Source organism: Kitasatospora sp. NPDC001261, from assembly GCF_042896795.1.
Classification (GTDB): domain Bacteria; phylum Actinomycetota; class Actinomycetes; order Streptomycetales; family Streptomycetaceae; genus Kitasatospora.
In genome coordinates this window covers 156,254-177,398 of sequence record NZ_JBIAXP010000009.1, presented here as the reverse complement: position 1 = coordinate 177,398, position 21,145 = coordinate 156,254, and the positions used below count along the sequence as shown (strand labels likewise).

Below are 21,145 nucleotides of genomic sequence, written 5' to 3'. Positions count from 1 at the left end.
GGCAGGCGCTCCGGGCGGAGGCTCAGGCCTCCTTCAGGTTCGGCACCTGCCAGTCGATCGCCTCGGCGCCGAAGGAGTCCAGCGCGGCGTTGATCTGCGAGAACGGACGGCTGCCGAAGAACAGCTTCGCCGACAGCGGCGACGGGTGCGCGCCCTGCACCACCACGTGCTTGGCGGTGTCGATCAGCGGCAGCTTCTTCTTCGCGTAGTTGCCCCACAGCACGAAGACCACCGGCTCGTCGCGGTCGCTCACCGCCTTGATCACCGCGTCGGTGAACTTCTCCCAGCCCTTCGCCTTGTGCGAGTTGGCCTCGTGCGCGCGGACCGTGAGCACCGCGTTGAGCAGCAGCACGCCCTGCTCGGCCCAGTGCATCAGGTAGCCGTTGTCCGGGGCGGGGACGCCCAGGTCGGCGTCCAGCTCCTTGAAGATGTTGCGCAGCGACGGCGGCGTCTTGGTGCCCGGCAGCACCGAGAAGCTCATGCCGTGGGCCTGGCCGTTGTCGTGGTACGGGTCCTGGCCGAGCACGAGCACCCGGACCTTGTCGTACGGGGTGGCCTCCAGTGCGGCGAACTCCTGGCCGCTCGGCGGGAACACCTCGTGCTCCGCGCGCTGGGCCGCCACGAAGGCCGCCAGCTCGGCGAAGTACGGCTTCTCCGTCTCGGCGCCCAGCACCCCGCGCCAGGACTCGGGCAGTTCCAGCCCGCCGCCCTCGCCGGCCTCGACCACGCCCGCCTCGACCGTGTCCGTCACGACATCTACCTCCCACACCGCGGCTGTTGCGCCGCACGCCCTCTTTCACCCCGAACGCTACACAGCCCCACCGACAACGGCCGCCTCCCCGCGGGCACCAGGCGGCCCCGCACCCCGGGCACGGAGCGGCCCCGCCCCGGCGACCTGCCGGAACGGGGCCCACGACGAGAACGCGGGGGGAGAACGCGGACGTCAGACCAGCTCGACCAGGTCCGCGATCGACTGGACCACGCGGGTCGGCCGGTACGGGAAGCGCTCCACGTCGGAGGCGGAGGTCAGGCCGGTGAGCACCAGGATGGTCTCCATGCCGGCCTCCATGCCCGCGACGATGTCGGTGTCCATCCGGTCGCCGATCATCACCGCCGTCTCGGAGTGGGCGCCGGCGGTGTTCAGCGCCTCGCGCATCATCAGCGGGTTGGGCTTGCCGACGAAGTACGGCTCGACCCCGGTCGCCTTGGTGATCAGGGCCGCGACCGAGCCGGTGGCCGGCAGCACGCCCTCGGTGGAGGGGCCGGTCTCGTCCGGGTTGGTGCAGATGAACCGGGCGCCCTGGTTGATCAGGCGGATCGCCTTGGTGAGCGCCTCGAAGGAGTAGGTGCGGGTCTCGCCGAGCACCACGTAGTCGGGGTTGTTGTCGGTCAGCACGTAACCGGCCTGGTACAGCGCGGTGGTGAGGCCGGCCTCGCCGATCACGTACGCGGTGCCCCCGGGGCGCTGGCCCGCGAGGAACTTGGCCGTCGCCAGGGCGGAGGTCCAGATGCACTCCTCCGGCACCTCCAGGCCCATGCCGGCCAGCCGGGCGCTGAGGTCGCGCGGGGTGTAGATGGAGTTGTTGGTGAGGACCAGGAAGGGCTTGCCGGACTCCCGCAGCTTGCGCAGGAACTCCTCCGCCCCGGGGATCGGCGTGCCCTCGTGGATGAGGACCCCGTCCATGTCGGTCAGCCAGGACTCGATGGGCTTGCGCTCTGCCACGTAGGTGTCTCCTCGGTCTTGCACAGGTCTGAACGTTCTCGCACATGCCCAGACCGGACACCCTCGGCCGGTCGGGCGCCACAGGCTGCCCCAACTCCGACCAGCGTAGTCGCCCGCACCGCCACCGCGCGGCCCCCGTCCGGCCGGTGGCCGCACGCCCCGGGGCCGGTGACCGCATGGGCCGAGCCCGGTGACCGTACGGGCCGGGCCCGGTGGCCGCACGGTGGCGCCCCGGTCAGGACGACGAGTCGGTCAGGCCGGTCGGGACCTGCCACTCCCGGCGGCGGCCCTTGTTGGTGAGCAGCAGCCCCTCCTTGAAGACCAGCAGCCCCAGTTGGCTCGCCAGTTCGGCGAGCGGCGGCAGGGTGTCGCCCGTCCTGCCGTACCCGAAGTTCGGCAGGGCGGCGGCGCTCAGCCCGAGCTTGGTGAGGCTGTCCGCCGGGGGCACCGCGATGACGTCGGCGGACCTGTCGCCGATCAGGCGCCGGATCAGGGTGGGGCCCGCTCCCGAGGGGACCGGCAGCACCTCCCGGATGAAGTCCAGGACGCCCTTCGTCAGCACCCGTCCGGCTTCCGAGGGCCGCTGCTGGTGGCGGATGATGGCGTCCTTCAGGGCCGCACCGTCGCCGAACTTGGCCGGGTTGAGCTGCTCGTCGACGCCCAGGACGTGGCCGACCACCCGCCAGATGTGGAAGTAGGCCTCCCGGTCCTCGGGCAGCAGGTCGACGCCCAGTTCGGCGAGGCCGAGCGGGATCAGCACCGAGAAGCTCATCAGCGTGCCGGCCAGGTCCTCCTGGTTGACCGGCACCCCCAGGGCGGCGGCGTCCCAGTCGCCCAGCTGGGAGACGTGGTAGCGCATGGTGGCGTGCAGCAGGCGGACCTTCTGGGCCGACCGGAGCCCGCGGCCGCCCGGCCCCAGGCCGTCGTTGTCGAGGACGTCGACGACGAACTGCGAGGTCTCCATCAGGCGCCGGTACACCCCGGAGGTCAGGCGCTGGGAGCGGACGAGCACCTCGGCGCCGTTGCCGCAGGTGTAGCAGAGCGGGAGCGAGCCGCAGAGCAGGATCGAGGCGATCAGCGGCTGGTAGCGGCCGAGCAGCTCGTGGCCGCGCGCCATCCGCGCCCGGTCCGCCCAGGACGGCAGGACGGCGGACTCCTCGAAGTACGCCTGGAGCCTGGGCGGCAGCCCGGCCGGGACGGCGTCGCTGTTGCGGCCGAAGCCGAGCAGGGTCTGCCGCACCTGGTCCTGCTGTCCGAGCTCGTACGTCTCGGCGATGGCGGCGTCCCCGAGCGGGTCGCCGACGGTGCGCATCCGGTCGAGCAGGTCGTCGGTCCAGCCGTTGGCGGCCATGTGATCCTCCGTCGCAGTCCGTGGGGTGATACGTGCACGTATCGCCGCGTACACGTATCACCGCGCTCCGGGCCGCGGCGGCAGCCTCACCCGTACGAGGGCGCGGCGGCGGGCCCGCCGTCCCGTCCGCCGAAACCGGGAGCAACCGGGCGCCTCGTGATTGAGTGGGCGCATGAACCCGCAGACGACTCCCGGTCCGTTCCGCGTCGGCCTGATCGGCTACGGCCTGGCCGGCTCCGCGTTCCACGCGCCGCTGATCGCCACCACGCCGGGGCTGCGGCTGGACGCCGTGGTCACCGCCAACCCCGACCGGCGCGCCCAGCTGGCGCGCGAGCACCCCGGTGCCCGCGCCGTGGACACGCCCGAGCAGCTGCTCGCCGACCCGGACGCGCTGGACCTGGTCGTCATCGCCTCGCCCAACCGCACCCACGCCCCGCTCGCCCGCGCCGCCCTGCGGGCCGGCCTGGCCACCGTGGTGGACAAGCCGCTGGCCGGCACCGCCGCCCAGGCACTGGAGCTGTGCCGGCTCGCCGAGGAGCAGGGCGTGCTGCTCTCGGTCTTCCACAACCGGCGCTGGGACGGCGACTTCCTCACCGCGAGCCGGCTGGTGCGCGGCGGCGCGCTCGGCCGGGTGCACCGCTTCGAGTCCCGCTTCGAGCGCTTCCGCCCCAAGCCCAAGCCGGGCTGGCGGGAGCTGGCCGACCCGGCCGAGGTCGGCGGCACCCTGTACGACCTGGGCAGCCACCTCGTCGACCAGGCGCTCACCCTGTTCGGGCCGGTCGAGACGGTGTACGCGGAGATCGACGTGCGGCGCGACGGCGCGGTGGTGGACGACGACGCCTTCCTCGCCCTCACCCACACCAGCGGCACCCGCTCGCACCTGTGGACCAGCGCCATCACCCCGCTGATCGGCCCCCGGCTGCGGGTGCTCGGCGACACCGCCGGCTACGTCAAGTCCGGCATGGACCCGCAGGAGGCCGACCTGCGGGCGGGCCTGCGCCCGGACGGCACCCGCCCCTGGGGCACCGACCAGCCCGCGCACTACGGCACCCTCGGCACCGACGAGTCGGCGATCCGGCTGCCGACCGACCCGGGCGACTACCCCGCCTTCTACGCGGGCATCGCCGCCGCCCTGGCCACCCCGGGCACCCCGCCCCCGGTCGACCCGCGCGACGCGGTGGCCGCCCTGGCCGTCCTGGAGGCCGCCCGCACCTCCGCCGCCACCGGGACGGCGGTCCGCCCGGGCTGACGGCCGTACGGCCCGCTTTACCCTCCCTTGACCTCGTCTCCTACGATGGCCGCCATGAGCAACCGGGGGGAACGGCGGGTCACCGCCGACGAGCGGCGTGAGCGCGAACAGGCGTGGTCCACCGAGCAGAAGAAGCGCGAGAAGGCCTGGTCGGAGGAGTTCGAGCAGCGCCGGAAGGCCCGGGAGGCCGAGGACCGCGAGCTCCAGGAGAGCCTGTCGACCACGAGGGAGCGGACGGCCTGGGCCCGCGGCGAGCGGGACGGGTCGATCGGCTACGTCGACGTGACCGGGCCCGACCGCCGCCCCGTACGGATCGCGGTGGTGTGGCTCGGCCGCCTCGGGGCCACGCACGGGCCCCTGCACGCCTACGACCCCATGCGGCACGTCGGCGGCGAAGCCGGCGGCGAGGGGGTCCTCCTGCTCGTCCCCATCGCCGCCGTCCTGGGGCTGAACTTCGGACTCCGCTGGCTGGTCCTCGCCCTGCTCCGCCGACCGCGCTGGGCCGTCGCCGCCAAGGCGGGCGGCGACCGGGGCAAGCGCGGGGGCAACACCGTCCTGCTGCGCACCCGGAACCGGGCGGAGGCCCTGAAGGCCGCGGCCGCCATGGCCGACCGGGTCGAGCGGGACGGGGCCGCCGCCCTCGGGGCCTCCTGACCGCCGCTCCCGCCCGGCCCTCGGGACCCCCCGACCATCGCCCCCGCCCGGACCTCACACCCCGATGACCTCCACCGCGGAGCCCAGCCCCCGGAAGTCCGCCACGTTGCGGGTGTACAGCGGCAGCCCGTGGGCCGAGGCGACCGCGGCGATCATCAGGTCGATCCGGCGCGGGCGCGGCTGCCGTCCGGCGGCGATGGTGAGGGTGACCAGCGTCCCGTAGCGGGCGGCGGCGGCCGCGTCGAAGGGCAGCGGGTCGAAGTCCGCCATCGCCGCGCCCAGCACCTCCAGCCGGGCGGCCCGGCTGGCCGGGTCGCGGGCCATCGACACGCCCTGCTGCAGTTCGGCGAAGGTGATCGCGGTCAGCTCGGGCACGGCCGGCAGGTCGGAGGGGCTGAGCAGCGCCAGGTCGATGTAGACGCAGGTGTCCAGCACCCCGGCCGGCCGCCGCCGGGGTGCTCTGCGGCGCTCAGCCACGCCGCCGCTCGAACGGGTCGTCGCCGTCGTCGCCCACCAGCTCCTCGGGGCCGAAGTCCTCCTCGGCCTCCTTGCGCATCTGCTGGTAGTCCACGCGCGGCAGCTTCACGTGCCGGGCCACCAGCTCCTCCGCCGTGAGCCGCCGACGCCCGGGCACCGGCCGCAGCTCCGCGACCTCGACCCCGTTCCTGGTGATGTGGAACGTCTCCCCCGCCTCCACCGCGTCCATCACGGCGGCGGAGTTGTTCCGGAACTCCCGCTGGGTAATCGTCTTCACCTCTCCACGGTAGCCCCGTGTAGCCCCGGCGGCTACACCCCGGACGGCCGCTTTTCACCGCTCCGAGGAGGGGGCCTTCGGGTACGAACGGAATCGGGCGGAACCAGGCGGGGGCGCCGTGGGGGACGTCCCCGACACAGGCGGGAACCCGGGGGCTCGTAGGATCGTCCTGCTGGTACGTCAGGAAGCCGATGGGGCACCGGGAGGGGGAGCGCGTCGTGGCCGTTGTGGCGATGCTGCTGGGCCTGCTCCGGGTGCTGACCGGGGAGCTGGTGGCCGACAGCGGGACGCTGGCGTCGGTGGCCGCCGTCGCGGCCGTGGCGCTGGTGGCCGGGGCGGTCGCCGGGGCGCTGGCCGGGGCACGGCTCCTCGGGGCGCGGGCGCCGGCGGCGGTGCGCAGCGGGGTGCTGCGGCGCCGGGCGTTCGGTACGGCGTTCCTTCCGCAGCGTGATCCGGACGCCCGGGGCAGGCGACGCCCCAGGGCGCCGGGAGCGGCCCCGGCGGCCGCGTAGTCCCGTCCGACGTCCTTCCAGGCGTTCTTCCGATCGTTCCTGCCGGACGTTCTTCCAGGCGTTCCCCGTGGCCGTCCTCCGCCGATCACTCATGTCCTGAGACCCCGGAGGGCTCGCTCCACCATGTCCGTACTCGCTGTTCTCGACCCTGCCGTCGCCGTGGCGCACGCCGTCGTCGCCGCCGTCGCCCACCTGGTGCCGACCGCCTTGGCCATCGTCCTGTTCACCGTCGCCGTCCGCTTGGCGCTGCACCCGCTGGCGCGGGCGGCGGCGCGCGGGGAGAGGGCCAGGGCGCGGCTGGCGCCGAAGGTCGCCGCGTTGCAGAGGAAGCACAGGGACCGCCCGGAGCGGCTGCGGGAGGCGCTGGCCGAGATGTACCGGAAGGAGCAGGTGTCGCCGTTCGCGGGGTGCCTGCCGGTGCTGGTGCAGATCCCGTTCTTCTCGGTGATGTACCGCCTGTTCACCACCCCGAACGACCTGCTGGACCACACCCTGTTCGGGGTGCCGCTGGGGCTGCACGTCACGGGCGCGCAGGGCGCCGGGCAGTGGGCGGTGTTCGGGGTGCTGTTCGCCGGGCTGGCGGCGGTCGGGGTCGTCAACTTCCGCCGGGCCCGGCGCACGGCCGCGGCAGCGGCAGCGGCTACGGCGGCTACAGCGGCGACGGCGCAGCCCGCCCCGCAGCCGGGGGCGGGACTGCTGCCGTACCTGTCGTTCGGGTCGGTGCTGTTCGCGGCGCTGGTCCCGGTGGCCGCCGTGCTCTACCTGCTGACGACCGGCGTCTGGTCGGCCGCCGAGCGGGCCTGGCTGTACCGGGACGGGACGCCGGTGCCGGCGGCCGCGATGATGGGCTGAGGGCCCGGAGGGGCCGTCAGAAGTGGCGCAGCAGCTCGGGGAAGGCCCCGAGCCGCAGCGTCGCCTCGTCCGGGCCGAGTTCAGCGTGCTCCAGCACCCAGGTGTGCTCGTGCGGGATGAAGACGGTGCGCAGGCCGGCCCGGCGGGCGGGGGCGATGTCGGACTTGGGCGAGTTGCCGATCATCCAGGTCCGGCCCGGGTCGAGGCCGAGGTCGGCGGTGAGCTGCCGGTAGGTGTCGACCGACTTCTCGGCGACGATGTGGACGCCGCGGAAGTGGTGGTCGATGGTGGACGCCGTCACCTTGCGCTGTTGTTCGCCCTGGTCGCCCTTGGTGAGCAGGAGCAGCTGGTGGCGGTCGGCGAGGGCGGCCAGGGTGTCGGCGACGCCGGCGATCAGTTCGACGTCGCGGCTGGTCAGCGGGGTGAGCAGGTCGTCGATCCGGGCCTGTTCGGCGGCCGTGGGGGTGCGGTCGTTGAGCCGCTGGAGGCAGTCGGCGAGGCTCTGCCGGAAGACGGTGGCGCCGTAGCCGAGGGTGGCGGAGTTGACGGCCTCGATCTCGTTCAGCAGGGCCCGGGTGCGCTGCTGCTCCTGCGGGGCGGCGACCCAGTCCAGGAAGCCGTCGATGACCCGCTCGAAGAGGACGTTGTTCTCCCAGAGCGTGTCGTCGGCGTCGAAGATCAGGGTCTGGTCGGTGTGCATCCGGTCGCTCTCCAAGGGGGGGGTTCAGGCGGACGGCAGCAGGCGGGCCGCGCGGTCGAGGGTCTCACGGAGGTTGTCCTCGGTGGTCCGCCGCTTGGCCTCCTCGACGGTGAGCCACTCCAGCGGGGACGCCGGGTTCTCCGGCCGGGCCTGCTCCGGGGTGGCGGTGGCCAGCAGGAAGCGCAGGTCGGCGTGCTCGTGGGCGGGTTCGGCGGGCGAGGCGGGGACGGGCACCACGGCGAGGTGGACGAGGGCGGGGCCGGGCCAGGGGGTGAGGTCGGTCAGGCCGGTCTCCTCCAGGCCCTCGCGCAGGGCGATGTCCAGCGGCCGGGTCTCGCCCGGGTCGCCGTGGCCGCCGACGTGCAGCCAGGCCTGCTGGCGGACGTGCCAGCGCAGCAGGACGCGGCGGGTGGGCGGGTGGACGATCAGCGCGGAGGCGGTGAAGTGCAGCGGGAAGGTGCCCCTGTTCCAGGCTTCGGCGACGCCGAGGAGGCGGCGGGCGCGCTCGTGGTCGGCGGTCTCCACCGGGCCCCGCGGACGGTGGTCGGCCAGCAGTCGGGCCGGGTCAGGGCTCTGGGACGGGCCGCCCGTGGTCACCATGGGTCTGCGCTCCTCGTTCCGCGCCGGGACCGCGGACCGCGTCAACCGGCGTGCGGGGGCGGGCAGTCGGGCCCGGGGCTTCGGGTTCCGGCGAACCCGCGCAGCCTAGCCCGGGGGCGCTCGGGCGGCCCACCGGTTTTCACCGCGGGCGCTCCGGCGGACGTCCGCGACGCTCGCGCGCGGCATGGGCACCGGACGTCCGCGACGCTCGCGCGCGACGTGAGCACCGGACGTTCCGACGACGGACACCTCCCGTACCTCCGGCGGCATGCCACCTGGTCCGGGCGTTCCCCCGGAGGCCGTAGCCTGTGGTGATCGTTTTCGGGACAGGTGGAGGGATGTCGTCATGGTGGCTGCTCCGGCGCTCGCCGAGCTGCGCGAGGTGTGCCAGCCGCAGGCCAAGCTTCAGAGCCGCAACGGCGAGCACTGGGCGGGTCGGATGTACATGCGGCGGATCTCGCTGCGGACCACCCGGCAGCTGGTGCGCACCTCGGTGTCGCCGAACACCCTCACCTGGGTGATGGTGGTGTGCGGGGTGGGCGGCGGCGCGGCCCTGCTGATCCCGGGCCCGGCCGGTGCGGTGCTGGCCGTCGTGCTGTTCCAGCTGTTCCTGCTGTTCGACTGCGTGGACGGCGAAGTGGCGCGCTGGAAGCGCCAGTTCAGCATGGCCGGGGTGTACGTGGACCGGCTCGGCGCCTATCTGGCGGACGCCGCGCTGATGATCGGTGCGGGTGTCCGGGCGGCGCGCGGCGGGTCGGAGCTGTGGGTGTCGGCGGGGCTGGCGGCCGCGCTGGGCGTGGTGCTGCTCAAGGCCTCGACGGACCTGGTGGACGTGGCCCGCGCCCGCAGCGGGCAGCTGCCGGCGACCGAGGAGTCGACGCAGCCGCGTTCCCAGGGCATCGCGACGGCCCGCAAGGTCGCCTCGCTGTTCAAGATCCACCGGGTGACGAACGGCATCGAGGCCTCGCTGGTGCTGCTGGCGGCGGCCGCGGTGGACGCCGGGCTCGGGAACCTGGACGCCACCCGGTGGACGCTCGCGGGCATCACGGTGATCACCTGGGGCATGGTGGTCGCGCACCTGGCGTCGATCCTGTCCTCCTCGCGGCTGCGCTGATCCGGGCGGCGCCCCGGCCGCCGGGTGACGGGGCGAGGCGCCCTGCTCCCGGGGGCCGAGGCGCCCATCCCCCGCCCGGGGGAGCCCCCGGCGGCGGGCCCGCCGCCGGGGGGACGCAGCGGGCCCGGGCCGCGCGGAAGGGTGGGGGCATGACGACGCCCCGGCCCGCTGCCGCCGCCACCACCGCCGTTCCCGCCGCGCCCCGTTGGGCCGTGCGCGCCGCCCACCTCGCCGCCGTCACCGCGCTGCCGGCCGGGCTGTGGCGGCTCGGGCTGGTGGCGGGCTGGCACGGCGGGTACACGGAGGCGGGCTACCGGGCGATGGGCCTCACCGGGTGGGGCGCGGTGTGGCCGGTCTTCCTGAGCCTGGTCACCGAGGCGCTGGCGCTGCTCACGATCGGGCTGGTCCGCCCGTGGGGCACGGTGCCGCCGCGCTGGGTGCCGTTCTTCGGCGGCCGCCCGGTCCGCCCGCGTGCGGTGGTGCTCGCGGCCTCGCTCGGCGCCGTCGGCCTGGCCCTGCTGTGGACGCCGTTCGTCGGCTGGTGGGCCCTGCCAGGTACGGGCATGACCCCGCTCGGCCACACCCTGGTCGGCTTCCTCTACCTGCCGACCGTCGCCTGGGCGCCGCTGCTGGCGGCCGTCACCGTGTCGTACCACCGCCGCCACCGGGCGCCGTCGGCGGCGACGACGCTCCCGCGGACGGCCTGAAGCACAGCCGGGCAGGCATGTGACGCGGATCACGGCAGCGCCCGGGGCCCGCCGGACAGGACCGGGTGTGGAGCAATCGATACGGGCGCGGATCCGCGCCGGGGACGCCGAGGCGTTCGGGCAGGTCTTCGAGGATCACGCCCGGGCGGTGTACCGGCACGCCGTACGGATGACCGGGGACCGGACCGTCGCCGAGGACGTGGTCTCGCTGACCTTCCTGGAGGCCTGGCGGCTGCGCGCCCGGATCGCCCCCGAGCGGGAGGACGGCGCGGAGAGCCTGGCGCCGTGGCTGCTGGGCATCGCCGGGAACGTCATCCACAACACCCGCCGGGCGGCCCGCCGGCACCAGAAGGCGATGGCCAAGCTGCCGCCGCGCGAGGTGGTGCCGGACTTCTCCGGCGAGCTGGCGGGCCGGATCGCCGACGCCGAGGAACTGGCCGCCGCGAAGGCCGCGTTGGAGCGACTGCGGCCGGTCGAGCGGGAGGTCTTCGCGCTGTACGTGTGGGAGGGGCTGGACCACGCGGCCGTCGCCGAGGCGCTCGGCCGCCCGGTGGGTACGGTCCGCTCCCGGCTCTCGCGTGCCCGCGCCCGGCTGCGGGAGCTGACCGAGCGGGAGCTGGCCGCGGCGCGTTCGGCGCGGGCGGAGCAGCGGGGCGCGCCGCCGGCAGGCCACCAGGCCGGCCACCGGGCGGCGGAGACCGCGCAACGCCCGGGCAGCACCGGACAGGTACCAGGTGACCGCACCCCCGCGGTCCGGCCGACCAAGGAGACGATCCGATGAGCGCCACCCCCCGGCACCGGTCCGAACAGGCCGATCGGGAGGAGCTGGCCCGGCTGCTGCCGGCCCCGGCCGCTCCGGTCCTCCCCCGGAGCCGCCACCTCCTGCTCAAGGAGCACCTGTTGGACAGCATCACCGACCCGGACGGCACCCCCGACACCCCTCGGCGCACCACCCCCCGACGCACCGCCCGTCGACGCGGCCTGCTCCTGGGCGCCGCCCTCCCGCTGGGGCTGGCCGCCGCGCTGACCGGGGTCCTGCTCACCACCGGCACCGACGGCTCCGCCCCCGGCGGCGACGACAGCGGACGGTCGCTGGGCAGCAGCAGCGGTGTCGCGTACACCCTGGAGAGCGAGGAGGAGGTGGTCCGGCTGACCATCCTCGAGGACTACAAGCCGGTGGACGTGGACCAGTTGCAGCGCGACATCGACCGGTTCGGGATCCGCGCCCGGGTCTACCCCGGCGAGCCGGGCTGCAAGGCCCGCGAGCCGAAGCAGCCCTCCCACGTGGACCTCACCGCCGGGTGGGACATCGAGCACGGGCCCGGGGAGCCGCTCGTGCTGACCGTCCACCCCCGTCGGCTCCCGGCGGGCACGGAGATCTTCATCTACCTGCCGCTGGCCAGGACTTCGCCGGCCAACAGCTCCCGCGAGATGCAGGCCGGACTGATGAAGTCCCCGGGCCCTTCCTGCATGCCGGCCAAGGAGTACGTCAACCCGCTGGCGAGCCTGTACCCGACCCCGCCGGCGAAATGACCCGGCCCGGCCCGTAGGCGCCCGCCCCCTTCCGTGGAACCAGTCGGACTACATATGCAGTCCAACGACATATACAGTCGTCCGACAGTCGACAGAAGGGGGCGCGCCCATGCCACCCCGCACCACGACCCGGCCCGACCCGACCCGGCCCGACCCGACTCCGCTCGCCACCGGTCGAAGCACCGCCCGAAGCACCGCCCGAACCGCCGTGCGTGCCACAGCCGCCACCGTCCGCGCCGCCGTCGTCCGGACCGCCACCACCCGGCCCGCCGTCGTGCTGCTCGTCGGCTACCTGGCCGAGCTGCTGTTCCGTCTCGTCCTCGTCCGGTCCATGGACTTCCCGTCCGTCCACCCCGACGAGGACTCCTACCTCGCCGAGGCCCGGGTGCTGGCCGGCGGCTCGGCGACCGAGATCCCGGTCGGCGTGGTCATCCCCGGCGGCTACCCCCTGCTGATCTCCCCCGCGCTGCGCCTGGCCGACGACCCGACGACCGCCTACCACCTGGTCATGGGCGTCAACGCCGCCGTCAACGCCCTGGTCTTCCCGCTCGCCCACGTCGCGCTGCGCCGCCTCGGCCTGGACCGCCGCCTCTCGTACGCCTTCGCCGCCGCGACCGCGCTGCTGCCGCCGGTGGTCTTCTACTCGCAGTTCGTGCTGACCGACGCCGTCCTGCCCGTCCTGGTGCTCGCCTGGCTGCTCTGCCTGCACGGCTGGCTCGCCGACGGCCCGCCGCGGCGCCGCACCTGGCACGCCGTCGGGGCGGGGGCGTCGGCCGGCTACGCGATGGCGGTGCACGACCGCGGCGGCGTGGTGGTGGCGCTGACCGCCGCCGTCCTGCTCGGCGTCCTGCTGCTGCGCCGGGCGCCGTGGCGCGCCACGGCGGCCGGGCTCGCGGCGCTCGGCCTCGGTGTGCTCGGCGCCGAGCTGCTGTCGGCCTGGCTGCACGCGCGGTTCACCGTCCCGGACAGCGACGTCGGCGGCTCGCTCTGGAAGGGCCTGACCGATCCGGGCACCGCCGTGCAGACCCTCGCCCGGGCGGCCGGTCAGATCTGGTACTTCACCGTCTCCACCTGGGGTGTCGGCGGACTCGCCGTCGTCGCCTGCCTGTGCGCGGTGTTCGACCGCCGCCGGCCGCCCGCCCTGCGGACCACCGGCGGCGTGCTGGTGGCCCTGCTGTTCGGCACGGCCGTGGCCTCCGCCGCCGCCCTGCCGCTGGACGGCCGGGTCGACGACTGGGTGTACGCCCGGTACACCTCCTACCTCGTCCCGTCGGCCTTCGTCGCGGGCGTCGCGGTGCTCGCGCGGTACGGTCGCCGCGCGCTGGTCCGGACGGCGACGGTCGCGGCCGGACTCGTCCTGCTGCTCGCCGGGGTCGTGGCGCTGGCGGCCGGCGAGCGGCTGCACACGTCGATGTTCATCCCCTGGACCCTGCCCGACGTCTCCTTCCTGGCCGCGGACTGGGGCCGGATCGACCTGCCCCGCACCTGCGCCGCCGTGCTGGTCCTGCTCGGCGCGGCGGTCCTGGTCCGCCACGCCGGGGGCCGCCGGGTGCTCGGGGCGCTCGGCGTCTCGCTGGCGCTGTTCGCCGCCTTCGCCACCACGACGATCACCGCACAGGTCGCCCGGCCGCACGCGGAGGGCCGCGAGGGCCTGGCGACCGGCTTCACCCGCGCCGCCGGGATCACGGCGGACGACAACGTGGTGTTCGCCTGGGACGTCGACTGGTCGCTGCGCGCCGCCCAGACCTTCGAGGTCTACCGGGGGCGGGTCTGGTCCCGCGATCCCCGCTGGCAGCCCGTCCCGGCGGAGGCGAACGTGATGGTCCTCCCGCTGCCCGGGGAGGGGAAACCGCCGGAGGCGTACTGGCCGGGCCACCCCGCCGACTGGTACGTCGAGCGCTTCGACGCCCGGCAGAACTGGGCGGTCTGGCACCGGCGTTGAGCGCCCCGGTGTCGCCTAACCCGCCGTACCGGCGTGGGCGACGGCGGCGGCGTGGGCGGCGAGGACGGTGTCGAGCAGCCCGGGGAAGCGCTGCTCCAGGTCGACGGTGCGCAGGGCGGAGAAGCGCCGGTTGGCCTCCTCGCGCTGGACGATCAGGCCGGATTCGCGCAGCACCTTGAAGTGGTGGCTCAGGGTGGAGGGCGCGACGTCCACCGGGAAGGTGCCGCAGGCCCGTTCGGGCTCGGTGCGCAGAACGCGGACGATGGTCATCCGGGTGGGGTCGGAGAGCGCGTGCAGGACGTCGAAGAGGTCGATCTCCTCGGCTGCGGGGTGGGCGAGCGCCGGTCGTCGGCGGGTGCTGCGGGGCATGGGTCGACCTCCCTGATCTGCGATGTTCGACATCCATGGAAATGGCGTGGTACCACTGTCCCGCGCCAATTTCGTCGTTCGTCGAACATCGTAGTCGAGGGGGCCCGACATGCGTGCGCTGGTGATGACCGCACCCGGTGGAGCGGAGAACTCGGAGATCCGGGAGGTCCCGGTACCGCGCCCCGGACCGGGCCAGGTGGCGGTCGACGTCGCCCACGCCGGGCTGAACTTCGTGGACGTGATGACCCGCCGCGGCGACGCCGCGTACGCCGCCGAGTGGCCGTACCGGCCCGGCAAGGAGGTGTCCGGCACGGTCCGCGAGCTCGGCGCCGGGGTCACCGGCCTGGCGGTGGGCGACCGGGTGGTCGCCGCGCCGGTCGGCGCCGGACTGGCCGAGGTGGTGGTCGCGGAGGCCGCGCTCACCGTGCCGCTCCCGGACGGGGTGGCGCTGCGCGAGGCCGCCGCCGTCCCGCTGGGCCTGGCCACCTCGATGCTGCTGCTGACCGACGCGGGCCGCTTCACCGCCGGGGACACCGTCCTGGTCCACTCGGCGGGCGGCGGGATCGGCAACGCCGTCGCCCGGCTCGTCCCGCTGCTCGGCGGCGGCCGGCTGATCGGCACGGTCGGCCGGCCGGAGAAGGCCGCGGCGGCGCTCGCCTCCGGCTACGACCACGTCTTCGCCCGCGGCGCGGCCGACGGCCCTGGCGCCGACGGACCTGGCGCCGACGGAAGCGGTAGCGGCGAAAGCGGCAGCGGCGGCGGACCGGCCGAGGCGATCCGCGCCGCCACCGGCGGCCGGGGCGTCGACCTGGTGCTCGACCCGCTGGGCACCGCCGCCCTCGACCTCGACCTCGCCGTGGCGGCACCCGGCGCGCGGATCGTGCTGTTCGGCAACGCGGGCGGCGGCGCCGTCGCCGACCTGCCCCCGCTCGGCCGCCTGATGGCGGGCAACCTGACCGTCACCGGCTTCAGCCACCGCGGCCTGGCCGTCACCGCCCCCGAGCGGCTGGCCCGCGCCGTCCGCCGGGTCCTCGGCCTCCTCGCCGACGGCGGCCTGGACCTGCCGGTCACCGAACTGCCCGGCCTCGACGCCGTCCCGGCCGCCCACGACGCCATGCAGGAGGGCCGGGCGACCGGCAAGTACGTGGTGCGCGTCGGCGGTTGATCCCGCACCCGCGGGTACGGCAACGCGCCCTGCACGGGAAGTCGACTCCGCCGACTTCCCGTGCAGGGCGCGCTACGTCACTTCACCGGGCGGATCAGCTCGCGGACCCGGCGGAGGCCCCGGCGGAGGAGGCGGAGGACGCGGAGCCGACCCGGCCGGTGGCGGTGGGCGCGGTACGGACGGAACGCTTCAGAGCCATGTGCATGACAGGACTTCCCTTTCGATGAGGAGGGGACGGGAGTCGCCCGCGACGACGCGTCAGCTCAGCGGCTTGCCCGGGCACCAGGCGTCGCCCCAGGCCGTCGTCTGGACGCAGTGGTGGCCGTCGTGCACGCCGCCGGGTTCCGTCAGCGTCGCGCCGTCGAACACGGAGGCGCCGGCCGGAGCCACCCCGCCCAACCAGGCGGCGGCACCCAGCGCGACCACGGCCAGTGTCCGCGTCACGATTCCTCGCATGACGACAACTCCCATCACTTCGGGGACGGTTCCACACGTTCCGGGCGTTTCCGCAGTTCCTGCCGCATCGCCCGGTCCGTGCTCGTCACCCTGCCAGGCGGCGGATGGCCACGGCATCCCCCGCAGGGGATCATGAGCCTGCCTGGCAGCTTTAGGAGGCATGCGATGCACCCCGTGACCGGCCCCGACCCGACCGCCCCCGACCCGACCGCCGACGTGCCCGCGCTCGACAGCGCGGCCGTCACGCTCTACCGGTGGACGGTGGTGCACGAGCGCCTCACCCCGGCCACCCTCGCACAGGCGGCGTCGGAGACCGACCTGACCCTGCCGGAGTGCGAGGCGGCCGTCCGGCAGCTCACCGGGGCCTGCCTCCTCCAGGAACTGTTCCCCGACGACCGCCGCACGGATGGGACCCGTACGGACGCGCCCCCGGTCGCCTGGCAGCCCGTCAGCCCCCAGGCCGCCACCGCCCAGCTGCTCTCCGCCCGCGACACCGCCCTGCGCGCCCGGGAGGAGGCCCTGCGCGAGCAGCGGCGGATCGTCCAGCAGCAGCGCGACGGCCTCGCGGCGCTGGTGCCCGTCTACCTCCAAGCCCGTCAGCACGCCTTCCCCCAGGGCACCATCGACCGCCTGCCGGACAAGTTCGCGGTGCGCTCGCTGCTCGCCGACGTGATCGACTCCTGCCGCAGCGAGGTGCTGGTCTCCAAGCACGGCGGTTCGTTCTCCCCGGCCGCCCTGCGCGAGGCGCTGCCGCGCGACCTGGCGCTGCTCGACCGGGGCGTCCGGATGCGCAGCCTCTACCAGCACGCGACCCGCTTCGACCAGCCCACCCGGGTGCACGCCGAGCAGCTCATCGAGGCCGGCGCCGAGATCCGGACGCTGCCGGAGGTGTTGCCGCAACTGATCATCGTGGACGGCTCGCTGGCCCTGCTGCCCGCCAGCTCCGGCGGCGCCCTGATCATCCGCGAGCCCGACCTGCTCTCCTACCTGCTGACGGTCTTCGAACGGGACTGGGAGAACGCGGCCCCGTTCGCCAGCGGCCCGCAGGCCGCGCACGACGTCACCAAGACGATGAAGCAGAGCATCCTGGTGCTGCTCGCGAAGGGCCTCAAGGACGAGTCCATCGCCCGCCGCCTCGGCATCTCCCTGCGCACCTGCCGCCGCCACGTCTCGGACCTGCTGGACGGCCTCGGCGCGCACAGCCGCTTCCAGGCCGGCGTGGTCGCCGAACGGCTGGGCCTGACCTCGCACCCGGTCCCGGACGCCCCGGCCCCCGGCGAGGAGCCCGAACCGGCCCCGGCCTGCCCCGCCTGCGGCGGCCCGCTGACGGCCACCGCCCCCTCCCCCGGCGGCCCGCGCCCCGGCGGCCGCCCGCCCCGCTACTGCTCGCCCCGCTGCCGCTCCCGCGCCTACCGCACCCGGCAGCGGGAACGCGCGGACGGCGTCACGTAACCCCCCGGCGGCGCGACGTAACCCGGGACGCGCCCGCGAACCGGGCCGGTGGAGTCGGGCCGGTGGAGTCGGGCCGGTAGCCGCCCGGGCATAGCCCCGGGCGCACCGGTGTCGGGGGCGGGCATGACCAAGGTTCTGGTGATCGGCGCAACCGGCAGTGTGGGCAGGCACGTTGTGGCCTCGCTGGCCGAAGGCGGCCACGAGGTGCGGGCGTTGGTGCGCGACGAGGCGACGTCCCGGCTCCCGGCGGGGGTCGAGGCCGTCCAGGGCGACCTGACCCGGCCCGAGAGCCTGGAGCCGGCGCTGGCCGGCGGGGTGGAGGCGGTCTACCTGATGTGGCCCGGGCTGCCCGTGCGGCCCCGGGTGGTGGAGCTGATCGCCCGGCACGCCCGGCGGGTCGTCTACCTGTCGACGGACGTGGCGGACCTCGCCGACGACGAGCCAGCCGTCGTCTTCCACCAGGAGATCGAGCGGCTGATCCGGCGCTCGGGCCTGGAGTGGACCTTCGTCCGGGCGATCGACTTCGCGGGCAACCTGCTGGCCTGGGCCGACCAGGTGCGGGAGGGCGTGGTCCGCTGGCCGTACGGGCGGGCGCGGCGATCACTGGTGCACGAGCGGGACATCGCGGACGTCGCGGTGCGGGCGCTCACCGAGGACGGGCACGGCGGCGCCGCGTACGTGCTCACCGGCCCGGAGTCGCTCTCGCACGCCGAGCCGGCCGGGATCATCGGCGAGGAGCTGGGCGTCGCGGTGCGGTGGGAGGAGCTGCCGCCGGAGACGGCCCGCGAGGAGCTGACGGCGGCCTGGGGCAACGCCGCGTTCGTCGCGGCCCGGCTGCGCGCCTGGGAGTCGTTCACCTGGGAGCCGGAGCGGGTGACCGGCACCGTGCGGGAGGTGCTCGGGCGTCCGCCGCGCGATGTCCGCAGCTGGGTGCGGGACCACGCGGCGGGCTTCCGCCAGGCCGGGGTCAGTACCGGACGGCCTTGACCACCACCGGCAGCAGCGTCCGGTCGGCCGGCTGCCTGCTGAAGGCGACGGGCTCGGCCGTGCCGTTCGCCGGGACGTTCTCGGCGCCGACGACGGCGCTGTCCACGGTCTTGCCGCTGGTGTCGGTGAAGTCGACCTGGACGGCGTAGGAGGCCGCTTCGAGCCCCCGGTTGCGGATCGTGACGACCACGGCGTGCAGGCCGCCGGTGTTCTGCCGGTTGATGCCGGTGATCGCGACGTCGTTCACCGCGTTGCCGCCGTCCGGCTCCCCGCTGAGCACCGAGGCGGCCTTCTCCCTGGTCGTCACCTGCTGCGCCGAGACGGAGGCCTCGAAGGCGGAGGCCGCCGCGGCCTTGGAGGCGACGGACGCCGCGGAGGCCTCCGAGGCCGAGGCGATGGCCGCGGACGCCGAGGCCAGCAGCGACTCGGCGGCGGAGGCGACGGCGGAGGGCGGCTCGCCGGAGAAGGCGCCCGCGTTGGGCGGGGTGGCCGTCGCCGAGCCGGCCGCCGTGCCCGAGGAGCTGCTGCTGCAGGCCGCGAGCACGGCGACGCCGGAGGCCGCCACGATCAGCGCGACCGTCCGCCGCGGCGTCCACCTCCGGCCCGGTCGGCGGTGGCTGGGGGGACTGTGGAGTTCACGCACCGAGGGATCCCTCTCCTGGTCGGTGTTCGGCGGCCGAGGGGCCCGTACGTCCCCATGCTTGGCAACATCCCGCTCCACAGCGACAGCTCCTGACCCGTCCGAGTGGCCCGGGCCGCCGGCGGAACGGCGGACTCGGGAAAGACGAATCGCCCCGGGCGCGCGAGCACGGCGCGCCCGGGGCGGGGCTTCGAGGACCGGCGGAGCTCAGGCCGTGGCCTGGTCCGCCTCCTCGGCACCGGCCCCCGCCGGCACCGGAACGGAGCGCAGCCGGGACGCGGGCGGCGCGGGGATGACGGCGGCGACGGCGGCCGCGATCAGCGCGACGCCGCAGCCGATCACCAGGCCGACCCGGAAGCCGCCCTCCGAGGGCAGGGTGTGGCCGCCCAGGGTGACGGTCATCTGCGACAGCACCACGCCCATCACGGCGGCGGACACCGAGGTGCCCAGCGAGCGCATCAGGGTGTTGAAGCTGTTCGCCGAGGCCGTCGCGGTCAGCGGCACCGCGCTCATGATCAGCGCGGGCATCGCGCCGTAGGCCAGGCCCACGCCGCTGTTGCAGACGATCGTCACGATCAGCACGCCCCAGGTGGAGCCCATCAGCGGCAGCGCCAGCCCGTACCCGACGGCGATCGTCAGCGCCCCGGCGACCAGGGTGAACTTCGGTCCGCGCGCGGCCGACAGCTTGCCGCCGAACGGGGAGACGACCATCATCATCAGCCCGCCGGGCGCCATCCACAGGCCCATCGCCAGCATCGACTGCCCGAGCCCGTAGCCGGTGGCCTCCGGCAGCTGGAGCAGCTGCGGCACGATCAGCGCCTGGGCGTACATGCCGAAGCCGACCAGGACGGAGGCGGCGTTGGTCAGCAGCACCCGGGGGCGCGCGGTGACCCGCAGGTCCACCAGCGGCTCGCTGACGCGCAGCTCCCAGCGGGCCCAGAGCAGCAGGATCGCGGCGGAGGCGGTGAACAGGCCGAGGGTCCGGGTGCTGCCCCAGCCCCAGTCGCCGCCCTTGGAGACGGGCAGCAGCAGGCAGACCAGGCCGACGCTGAGGCCGATCGCGCCGACGTAGTCGAAGCGCCCCCCGGTGGCGGGGCGGCCGTCCGAGGAAGCGGAAGCGGCCGGGGCCGGGGCCGGGATGATGACCCAGAGCAGGCCGATGATGACGACGGCCAGTACGGCGGTGCCCCAGAACAGCACGCGCCAGCTGGCGTAGTCGGCGACGCCGGCCGCGATCGGCAGGCCGAGGCCGCCGCCGATCCCCATGGAGGCGCTGACCAGGGCGATCGCCGAGCCGAGCCGCTCGGGCGGCAGCACGTCGCGCAGCAGGCTGATGCCGATCGGCACCAGGCCCATGCCCATGCCCTGCAGGGCCCGTCCGGCGATCATCGGCACCACGGAGTCGGCCACCGCGCACAGCACCGAGCCGAGCAGCAGTGGGACGCAGGAGGCGATGAGCATCGTCCGCTTGCCGAGGAGGTCGCCGAGGCGGCCGCTGATCGGGACGAAGACGGCGGCGGAGAGCAGGGTCGCGGTGATGACCCAGGAGGCGTTGGACGCGCTGGTGTGCAGGAGTTGCGGGAGCTGGCTGATCAGCGGGGTGACCAGGGTCTGCATGATCGCGGCGACGGTGCCGGTGAAGGCGAGCACCGCCACGATCGGACCGGTGCGGGGGGTGGGGGCGGGGCCGTTGATGACGGGCCTCCTCGGGCGGTCGAAGAGCAGTCGAAGAACGTTCGAAGAGCGTTCGAGAGCGGAAACATGCACAAAACACACGATGTGCATGAAACACAAGACGGTCAGCTTACACAGGATGTGCGCGATGCACATCATGTGTGCCGCGCATGCCTCTGGCATACTGAAGGGTGATCCACGGAGAACCCGCAGGTCGAAGCGGTGATGAAGGGACTTCGACATGACCAGCCCCACGCACGAGGTCGCCCTCGAGTTCCTGGTGTTCGCCCGGCACCGCGACCTCAGCCAGGTCAACGCCCGCCCCGAGGGCAGCCAGCTCGAACGCAGCGCCTACATCCTGCTCAGCCGGGTCGACGCCGAAGGGCCGATGTCCATCGGCCAGCTGAGCGACGCCTTCGCCCTGGACGTCTCCACCCTCAACCGGCAGACGGCGGCCCTGAAGAGCGCGGGACTGCTCGAACGCATCCCGGACCCGGACGGCGGCATCGCCCGCAAGTTCCGCCTCACCGAGGAGGGCCGCCGCCGGCTGGACACGGAACGCGAGGCGCACGTACGGGCACTGAACCTCGTGATGACGGACTGGCCGGAGGAGGACATCGCCTCCTTCGCCGGCTTCCTGCGCCGCTTCAACACCGGCATCGAGCGGCTCGACGGCCGCCCCTGGCCGCGCGACTGAGCCGACGCGGACGC

24 protein-coding genes are annotated in these 21,145 nt (G+C 74.6%); 13 read left to right on the top strand and 11 right to left on the bottom strand.

The genetic code is table 11. The annotated features are described in order from the left end of the window. Window positions 1–22 precede the first annotated feature (22 nt). The 3 genes from ACFY4B_RS14825 to ACFY4B_RS14815 form a co-directional block, all read right to left on the bottom strand. The gene (locus tag ACFY4B_RS14825; protein WP_234348220.1) at window positions 23–751 is read right to left on the bottom strand and encodes a uracil-DNA glycosylase; all 729 of its coding nucleotides are present in this window, start codon (window positions 749–751) and stop codon (window positions 23–25) included. A gap of 192 nt (window positions 752–943) precedes the next feature. Further along, window positions 944–1,723, bottom strand: a complete 780-nt coding sequence (locus ACFY4B_RS14820) for an HAD-IIA family hydrolase (protein ID WP_049649696.1) — start codon at window positions 1,721–1,723, stop codon at window positions 944–946. Between the two features lie 235 nt (window positions 1,724–1,958). Continuing rightward, window positions 1,959–3,074, bottom strand: coding sequence for an oxygenase MpaB family protein (locus tag ACFY4B_RS14815; RefSeq protein ID WP_387968135.1), 1,116 nt, complete (start codon window positions 3,072–3,074; stop codon window positions 1,959–1,961). Window positions 3,075–3,246: 172 nt separating this feature from the next. On the opposite strand from ACFY4B_RS14815, the gene ACFY4B_RS14810 reads away from it, so the two are divergent. Together ACFY4B_RS14810 and ACFY4B_RS14805 are read left to right on the top strand one after the other, a co-directional pair. Then, a complete protein-coding gene (locus ACFY4B_RS14810; protein ID WP_117487922.1) occupies window positions 3,247–4,323 on the top strand; it encodes a Gfo/Idh/MocA family oxidoreductase in 1,077 nt (358 codons plus the stop codon). 54 nt (window positions 4,324–4,377) lie between these two features. Beyond that, entirely contained in the window at window positions 4,378–4,977 is a 600-nt protein-coding gene (locus ACFY4B_RS14805; RefSeq protein ID WP_387968133.1) for a hypothetical protein, read from the top strand. A gap of 54 nt (window positions 4,978–5,031) precedes the next feature. Here ACFY4B_RS14805 and ACFY4B_RS14800 read toward each other — a convergent pair whose 3' ends face one another. Next, window positions 5,032–5,454, bottom strand: a complete 423-nt coding sequence (locus ACFY4B_RS14800) for a type II toxin-antitoxin system VapC family toxin (RefSeq protein ID WP_049649700.1) — start codon at window positions 5,452–5,454, stop codon at window positions 5,032–5,034. Beyond that, window positions 5,447–5,731, bottom strand: a complete 285-nt coding sequence (locus ACFY4B_RS14795; protein ID WP_049649701.1) for a type II toxin-antitoxin system Phd/YefM family antitoxin — start codon at window positions 5,729–5,731, stop codon at window positions 5,447–5,449. Before ACFY4B_RS14795 ends, ACFY4B_RS14800 begins: the two co-directional genes overlap by 8 nt. A 218-nt stretch (window positions 5,732–5,949) precedes the next feature. Between ACFY4B_RS14795 and ACFY4B_RS14790 the strand changes: the two genes are divergently transcribed. Both ACFY4B_RS14790 and ACFY4B_RS14785 read left to right on the top strand, forming a co-directional pair. Then, entirely contained in the window at window positions 5,950–6,243 is a 294-nt protein-coding gene (locus tag ACFY4B_RS14790; protein WP_234348221.1) for a DUF6412 domain-containing protein, read from the top strand. A 123-nt stretch (window positions 6,244–6,366) separates the two neighbouring features. Then, window positions 6,367–7,095 carry a YidC/Oxa1 family membrane protein insertase gene (locus ACFY4B_RS14785; protein ID WP_387968131.1) on the top strand — a complete coding sequence of 243 codons (729 nt, stop codon included), beginning with the start codon at window positions 6,367–6,369 and terminating at the stop codon, window positions 7,093–7,095. A gap of 16 nt (window positions 7,096–7,111) precedes the next feature. Here the strand turns inward: ACFY4B_RS14785 and ACFY4B_RS14780 are convergent, their stop codons facing one another. Both ACFY4B_RS14780 and ACFY4B_RS14775 read right to left on the bottom strand, forming a co-directional pair. Next, window positions 7,112–7,795: an HAD family hydrolase gene (locus ACFY4B_RS14780; RefSeq protein ID WP_049649704.1), complete on the bottom strand. Its 684-nt coding sequence runs from the start codon at window positions 7,793–7,795 to the stop codon at window positions 7,112–7,114. Window positions 7,796–7,819: 24 nt separating this feature from the next. After that, window positions 7,820–8,395, bottom strand: a complete 576-nt coding sequence (locus ACFY4B_RS14775; RefSeq protein WP_387968129.1) for an NUDIX hydrolase — start codon at window positions 8,393–8,395, stop codon at window positions 7,820–7,822. A 346-nt stretch (window positions 8,396–8,741) separates the two neighbouring features. On the opposite strand from ACFY4B_RS14775, the gene ACFY4B_RS14770 reads away from it, so the two are divergent. The 5 genes from ACFY4B_RS14770 to ACFY4B_RS14750 all read left to right on the top strand — a co-directional run bounded on the left by ACFY4B_RS14770 (window position 8,742) and on the right by ACFY4B_RS14750 (window position 13,691). After that, window positions 8,742–9,509, top strand: a complete 768-nt coding sequence (locus tag ACFY4B_RS14770) for a CDP-alcohol phosphatidyltransferase family protein (protein ID WP_117487932.1) — start codon at window positions 8,742–8,744, stop codon at window positions 9,507–9,509. Between the two features lie 149 nt (window positions 9,510–9,658). Next, window positions 9,659–10,216, top strand: coding sequence for a hypothetical protein (locus ACFY4B_RS14765; protein ID WP_387968127.1), 558 nt, complete (start codon window positions 9,659–9,661; stop codon window positions 10,214–10,216). A gap of 67 nt (window positions 10,217–10,283) precedes the next feature. Further along, window positions 10,284–10,997 carry an RNA polymerase sigma factor gene (locus tag ACFY4B_RS14760; RefSeq protein WP_387968125.1) on the top strand — a complete coding sequence of 238 codons (714 nt, stop codon included), beginning with the start codon at window positions 10,284–10,286 and terminating at the stop codon, window positions 10,995–10,997. Continuing rightward, entirely contained in the window at window positions 10,994–11,749 is a 756-nt protein-coding gene (locus ACFY4B_RS14755) for a hypothetical protein (protein WP_387968123.1), read from the top strand. The genes ACFY4B_RS14760 and ACFY4B_RS14755 overlap by 4 nt, the downstream gene beginning before the upstream one ends. Before the next feature lie 208 nt (window positions 11,750–11,957). Continuing rightward, on the top strand, window positions 11,958–13,691 hold the full coding sequence (locus ACFY4B_RS14750; RefSeq protein ID WP_387968121.1) for a hypothetical protein: 1,734 nt from the start codon (window positions 11,958–11,960) through the stop codon (window positions 13,689–13,691). A 15-nt stretch (window positions 13,692–13,706) separates the two neighbouring features. Here the strand turns inward: ACFY4B_RS14750 and ACFY4B_RS14745 are convergent, their stop codons facing one another. Further along, complete coding sequence (locus ACFY4B_RS14745; protein WP_387968119.1) at window positions 13,707–14,060, bottom strand: ArsR/SmtB family transcription factor; 354 nt, start codon at window positions 14,058–14,060, stop codon at window positions 13,707–13,709. Window positions 14,061–14,169: 109 nt separating this feature from the next. On the opposite strand from ACFY4B_RS14745, the gene ACFY4B_RS14740 reads away from it, so the two are divergent. Then, window positions 14,170–15,225 carry a zinc-binding alcohol dehydrogenase family protein gene (locus ACFY4B_RS14740; RefSeq protein ID WP_387968117.1) on the top strand — a complete coding sequence of 352 codons (1,056 nt, stop codon included), beginning with the start codon at window positions 14,170–14,172 and terminating at the stop codon, window positions 15,223–15,225. 258 nt (window positions 15,226–15,483) lie between these two features. Here ACFY4B_RS14740 and ACFY4B_RS14735 read toward each other — a convergent pair whose 3' ends face one another. Beyond that, complete coding sequence (locus ACFY4B_RS14735; RefSeq protein ID WP_117487948.1) at window positions 15,484–15,669, bottom strand: hypothetical protein; 186 nt, start codon at window positions 15,667–15,669, stop codon at window positions 15,484–15,486. 177 nt (window positions 15,670–15,846) lie between these two features. Here ACFY4B_RS14735 and ACFY4B_RS14730 point away from each other — a divergent pair, with 177 nt between their 5' ends. Both ACFY4B_RS14730 and ACFY4B_RS14725 read left to right on the top strand, forming a co-directional pair. Further along, a complete protein-coding gene (locus ACFY4B_RS14730; protein ID WP_387968115.1) occupies window positions 15,847–17,133 on the top strand; it encodes a LuxR C-terminal-related transcriptional regulator in 1,287 nt (428 codons plus the stop codon). Window positions 17,134–17,256: 123 nt separating this feature from the next. Beyond that, on the top strand, window positions 17,257–18,120 hold the full coding sequence (locus ACFY4B_RS14725) for an NAD(P)H-binding protein (protein WP_387968113.1): 864 nt from the start codon (window positions 17,257–17,259) through the stop codon (window positions 18,118–18,120). Here the strand turns inward: ACFY4B_RS14725 and ACFY4B_RS14720 are convergent. Together ACFY4B_RS14720 and ACFY4B_RS14715 are read right to left on the bottom strand one after the other, a co-directional pair. After that, window positions 18,101–18,763 (bottom strand): hypothetical protein, encoded by a 663-nt coding sequence (locus ACFY4B_RS14720; protein ID WP_387968111.1) that lies wholly within the window; start codon window positions 18,761–18,763, stop codon window positions 18,101–18,103. The two genes, ACFY4B_RS14725 and ACFY4B_RS14720, sit on opposite strands and share 20 nt — an antisense overlap. Before the next feature lie 204 nt (window positions 18,764–18,967). Further along, on the bottom strand, window positions 18,968–20,455 hold the full coding sequence (locus ACFY4B_RS14715) for an MFS transporter (RefSeq protein ID WP_259316882.1): 1,488 nt from the start codon (window positions 20,453–20,455) through the stop codon (window positions 18,968–18,970). 220 nt (window positions 20,456–20,675) lie between these two features. Between ACFY4B_RS14715 and ACFY4B_RS14710 the strand changes: the two genes are divergently transcribed. After that, a complete protein-coding gene (locus ACFY4B_RS14710) occupies window positions 20,676–21,131 on the top strand; it encodes a MarR family winged helix-turn-helix transcriptional regulator (RefSeq protein ID WP_387968109.1) in 456 nt (151 codons plus the stop codon). Window positions 21,132–21,145 lie beyond the last annotated feature (14 nt).

Coding starts and splice junctions, on each gene's coding strand:
- ACFY4B_RS14815 (WP_387968135.1), bottom strand. CDS start 3,074: ATGGCCGCCAACGGCTGGACCGACGACCTGCTCGACCGGATGCGCACC.
- ACFY4B_RS14810 (WP_117487922.1), top strand. CDS start 3,247: ATGAACCCGCAGACGACTCCCGGTCCGTTCCGCGTCGGCCTGATCGGC.
- ACFY4B_RS14805 (WP_387968133.1), top strand. CDS start 4,378: ATGAGCAACCGGGGGGAACGGCGGGTCACCGCCGACGAGCGGCGTGAG.
- ACFY4B_RS14785 (WP_387968131.1), top strand. CDS start 6,367: ATGTCCGTACTCGCTGTTCTCGACCCTGCCGTCGCCGTGGCGCACGCC.
- ACFY4B_RS14780 (WP_049649704.1), bottom strand. CDS start 7,795: ATGCACACCGACCAGACCCTGATCTTCGACGCCGACGACACGCTCTGG.
- ACFY4B_RS14775 (WP_387968129.1), bottom strand. CDS start 8,395: ATGGTGACCACGGGCGGCCCGTCCCAGAGCCCTGACCCGGCCCGACTG.
- ACFY4B_RS14770 (WP_117487932.1), top strand. CDS start 8,742: ATGGTGGCTGCTCCGGCGCTCGCCGAGCTGCGCGAGGTGTGCCAGCCG.
- ACFY4B_RS14765 (WP_387968127.1), top strand. CDS start 9,659: ATGACGACGCCCCGGCCCGCTGCCGCCGCCACCACCGCCGTTCCCGCC.
- ACFY4B_RS14755 (WP_387968123.1), top strand. CDS start 10,994: ATGAGCGCCACCCCCCGGCACCGGTCCGAACAGGCCGATCGGGAGGAG.
- ACFY4B_RS14745 (WP_387968119.1), bottom strand. CDS start 14,060: ATGCCCCGCAGCACCCGCCGACGACCGGCGCTCGCCCACCCCGCAGCC.
- ACFY4B_RS14740 (WP_387968117.1), top strand. CDS start 14,170: ATGCGTGCGCTGGTGATGACCGCACCCGGTGGAGCGGAGAACTCGGAG.
- ACFY4B_RS14730 (WP_387968115.1), top strand. CDS start 15,847: ATGCACCCCGTGACCGGCCCCGACCCGACCGCCCCCGACCCGACCGCC.
- ACFY4B_RS14725 (WP_387968113.1), top strand. CDS start 17,257: ATGACCAAGGTTCTGGTGATCGGCGCAACCGGCAGTGTGGGCAGGCAC.
- ACFY4B_RS14710 (WP_387968109.1), top strand. CDS start 20,676: ATGACCAGCCCCACGCACGAGGTCGCCCTCGAGTTCCTGGTGTTCGCC.